The 3,773-nt window shown below is 57.4% G+C and carries 5 protein-coding genes; 2 read left to right on the top strand and 3 right to left on the bottom strand.

Going from position 1 to position 3,773, the window contains the following annotated elements; genetic code table 11:
- Together ACESMB_RS14935 and ACESMB_RS14930 are read right to left on the bottom strand one after the other, a co-directional pair.
- Window positions 1-896 (bottom strand): haloalkane dehalogenase (locus ACESMB_RS14935; protein ID WP_372971979.1); only part of this gene is annotated, 896 nt, incomplete at its 3' end.
- 185 nt (window positions 897-1,081) lie between these two features.
- Complete coding sequence (locus ACESMB_RS14930) at window positions 1,082-1,426, bottom strand: hypothetical protein (RefSeq protein ID WP_372971978.1); 345 nt, start codon at window positions 1,424-1,426, stop codon at window positions 1,082-1,084.
- 119 nt (window positions 1,427-1,545) lie between these two features.
- Here ACESMB_RS14930 and ACESMB_RS14925 point away from each other — a divergent pair, with 119 nt between their 5' ends.
- A complete protein-coding gene (locus tag ACESMB_RS14925; protein WP_372971977.1) occupies window positions 1,546-2,661 on the top strand; it encodes an AI-2E family transporter in 1,116 nt (371 codons plus the stop codon).
- An 88-nt stretch (window positions 2,662-2,749) separates the two neighbouring features.
- The gene (locus tag ACESMB_RS14920; protein ID WP_372971976.1) at window positions 2,750-3,166 is read left to right on the top strand and encodes a peptidoglycan-binding domain-containing protein; all 417 of its coding nucleotides are present in this window, start codon (window positions 2,750-2,752) and stop codon (window positions 3,164-3,166) included.
- Window positions 3,167-3,236: 70 nt separating this feature from the next.
- On the opposite strand, the gene ACESMB_RS14915 is transcribed toward ACESMB_RS14920, so the two are convergent.
- On the bottom strand, window positions 3,237-3,773 hold a 537-nt coding region (locus tag ACESMB_RS14915), incomplete at its 5' end, for a dihydroxy-acid dehydratase (protein ID WP_372971975.1).

Genomic DNA, 3,773 nt, shown 5'->3' with positions numbered 1-3,773 from the left:
GCTGCCATTTCCGACTTGCACGCATCAATGATGATGCGGGCGAAGTGGTCCGGAGAATCTTCCTGCAGGAAATGGCCGCCACGCAGCGTAATGTGAGGTTGGCCATGGGCCCCCGGTATGCGTCGTTGCATGTCGCGGTCACCGCCGCGGGTGATGGGGTCGCCACTGCTGAAACAGGTGATAAAGGGCTTTTTCCATTTCTCCAGAACTCGCCACGCGGCCTTGTTGGCCCCGCTGGCGGGATCGTCTGAAGACACCGGTACGAGTTTGGGAAACGCCCGTGCTCCGGCCTTGAACTCGGCGCTGGGGAAAGGCGCTTCATAAGCGGCAATCTCGGCCTTGCTCATGGCTCTCTCTGTTCCCAGTTGCACGATTCTGCCCACGGGAAACCAGGGGCTGTGGGTGGCAAAGGCCTTCCACAGTGAAAACACGGCGGGCACTGGTGTATCCCCTGTTGGCAGCATGCCGTTACCCACAATAATCCGGCGGAAAAGCTGTGGATGCTCCGCTGCCAGGCGCAGGCCCAGAAGAGAGCCCCAGTTCTGGCAGACCAGGGTGATGTTCTTGAGGTCCAGTGCTTCCAGCCATTGGGAAAGCCAGTTTATGTGGCGATCATAGCTGTAGTCGTCCACGCTGGCCGGCTTGTCGGATTTTCCAAAACCCACCAGGTCGGGCGCCAGAACGCGGTGGCCGGCTTCCGCCACCATTGGAATCATGTGCCGGTAAAGGTACGACCATGACGGCTCACCGTGAAGCATCAGCACCGGTGCCGCATCAATGGGGCCTTCATCCACATAGTGCATTCTCAGGCCTGGCTCGACGTCCAGATAATGAGGAGAAAAAGGGTAGTCCGGAAGACCTGCGAAGCGGGCTTCATCGGTTCTCAGAATACGCATGCCATCGACTGTCCTGACTGAGTGGTTGCGTGGCTGGTGTTATCGCAGCCTTCCCGAAGCAGGATAAAGCAGATGGAAAATTTGTGTGTTTGGTTTACGTAACAGTGCGTTGGCTGTTTGAATCAGGTTGCCTGTTCAAGCCTTTATGAAGCTTCTCCAGGCCCCGCTGGCGATGGTTTCTGCAGTCAGTGGTCGGAGTCAGCGATCGGACGGCGGTTGGAGCGCTTGTCTTCCCAGTCGAGAGATTTGGGGTCGTACCAGCCGATCCGGTCAAGCACTTTTTCGCGGGTAGCAAGGGACAGAGTTGGCCACAGTTCCTGAAGCTCCTCGAGCCCCTGCTCTCGCTGGCGCAGCTGCTTGCTCTGGAGTCGCTTGATGATTCGCGGGAGGTGCAGGGCTTCCCCCAATTGCCCGGGCACAAGCACCTCCTGGCCCATCACCTTGCGCCGATGGGTTCTGGCGGCCAATACCCGATGAAGGGCAATGGCGGCATCCAGCGCTGTCTCCACATCAAACTCTTCGCTATCCAATGTCGGACCTGTTTAACGAATGACCAGTAACCGTCCACTATAACCTGAAAGCCGTTAGACTGGCCACGGTGCCGTGGTAGTCTAGTGTCCCGGACGGCAATCAGAATCAGGAACATTTTATGTACGGAAAACTGGAGACACGGACTTTTCTGGCCATGCTCGTGGGCGTCTCCCTGGCCTTTGTTTTGCTGATGAAGCCCTTTTTCGGTCCCATCTTCTGGGCCGTGGCAATTGCGCTGATTTTTCATCCTGTACGTGAACGGCTGGCAAGGCGACTGGGTGACCGTCCTAATGTGATTGCAATGCTGACGCTTCTGATCTGCCTGGTCATCGTGGTTATTCCAGTGCTGGCGCTGGTGACGTCCCTGGTTGCAGAGGGGCTTTCCGTCTACCAGAAAATTCAGGATGGTGATCTTCGTCCGGGCGAATATATAGACCGGGTGAACCAGTCTTTTCCTGCGATCGAGGCCTTCTTTGCTCAATTCGGCATGGATTTCGCGGAGGTCAGGGATCGGGCGGTCAGCGCCTTTGTGGGTGGTAGCCAGTTCCTGGCGAAGCAGGCCCTCGGGGTCGGACAGAACACCTTCCAGTTTTTTCTGGGTCTGGCGCTGATGGTGTATCTGGCCTTTTTCCTGCTCCGGGATGGCAGCAAGCTGGTGGACCTTCTTATCCAGGCCCTGCCACTGGGAGATGCACGGGAGCGTCTGCTGCTTGCCAAGTTTGCAGAGGTTACCCGGGCAACAGTCAAGGGCAACCTGCTGATTGCAATCATTCAGGGTGCCCTTGGCGGCCTGATTTTCTGGTTACTGGATATACAGGGTGCGCTGTTGTGGGGTGTGGTGATGGCAATTGTCTCGCTCATTCCCGCAGTAGGCGCTGCCCTGGTCTGGGTGCCGGCGGCTCTGTACCTGGCGGCTACCGGGGAGATCGTCTCGGCGATTATCCTCACGGCCTACGGCTCGATTGTCATAGGGCTTTCCGACAACATTCTGCGCCCGATCTTTGTCGGCCGTGATACCAAACTGCCGGATTATATTGTGCTGCTCTCAACGCTGGGCGGGATCGTCATGTTTGGTATCAACGGTTTTGTGATGGGGCCATTGGTGGCAGCCCTGTTCATGGCCTTCTGGGGAATCTTTATCCGGGAGTTCGCGGAAACTCCGGAAACACCCGTGCACAACCTGCATGAGAGGGCTACAGAAACGCAACAATCTGAAAAGCCCGGCGCTGACTAGACATGTTAACCTTTGGTCGTACTGTCCATCCTGTCGGACTGGCGGACTGGCAACACAATAAAAAACAACAGGAAACCGGAGTAGACCCATGATCACGAAAATCGCAATGCGAAGCCGGCTGGCTGCAGCAGTAATGCTCGGAGCGACCACCTTCGCAGCTCCCCACGCGCTGGCAAATGAAACCGTGGCTCTCAAGAACGCGCTCTACGGCGCGGGCTATGAGGTCACAAACGTCAGTCCGCAGATGGATGAAGCGACACGCTCTTTACTGACTGAATTCCAGCGTGAACAGGGGCTGAGCGCCTCAGGTGAACTGGACGACGCCACCAAGGAAGCACTGGGTATGGTGCCTGTACAGATTGCCTCGTCAGGTTCCGTAGGATCATCATCACAGAATACTTCTGCTTCCTCCAGCGCTGCATCCGAGTCTGAAGAGCCTGAACAGGCCAAGGAAGAAGAGGACGATATCGAGGAAGATGACGACGGTGGCTGGTCCTTCTTCTAGAATCTGACCGTAGCCGCAATTCTGTAAACCTTCGGGCCCGGTGGTACCTTCTACCCCGGGCCCGTTGTGTTCAGTCCAGTATTTCCAGATCCCTGACGGCGCCCTTGTCGGCGCTGGTTGCCAGCAGAGCATAAGCCTTCAGCGCGGCCGAGACTTTGCGTGGCCTGGACAGCTCCGGTTCCCAGCCTTTTGCATCTCTCTCGGCCCGGCGGCGATCCAGTTCGGTCTGGTCTATTTCCACGTTGATGGAACGGTTGGGGATGTCGATGCGGATCAGGTCGCCATTCTCGATCAGGCCAATGGCGCCACCTGCGGCAGCTTCCGGAGAGGCGTGGCCGATGGACAGGCCGGAGGTACCACCGGAAAAACGGCCGTCGGTCAGCAGGGCACATTCCTTGCCCAGGCCCCTGGATTTCAGGTAACTGGTCGGGTAGAGCATTTCCTGCATGCCCGGCCCGCCACGTGGGCCTTCGTAACGGATAATGACCACTTCACCGGGTTGGACTTCGTCGTTCAGGATGCCTGTAACGGCGGTATCCTGGCTTTCGAAAACCCTTGCCTTGCCCTCGAATACATAGATGCTTTCATCCACCCCAGCGGTCTTGAC

It is taken from the genome of Marinobacter sp. (assembly GCF_041686475.1).
GTDB lineage: Bacteria > Pseudomonadota > Gammaproteobacteria > Pseudomonadales > Oleiphilaceae > Marinobacter.
The sequence above is the reverse complement of the archived record's forward strand: the minus strand, read 5'-3'. Positions and strand labels throughout refer to the sequence as shown.

Coding starts and splice junctions, on each gene's coding strand:
- ACESMB_RS14920 (WP_372971976.1), top strand. CDS start 2,750: ATGATCACGAAAATCGCAATGCGAAGCCGGCTGGCTGCAGCAGTAATG.
- ACESMB_RS14925 (WP_372971977.1), top strand. CDS start 1,546: ATGTACGGAAAACTGGAGACACGGACTTTTCTGGCCATGCTCGTGGGC.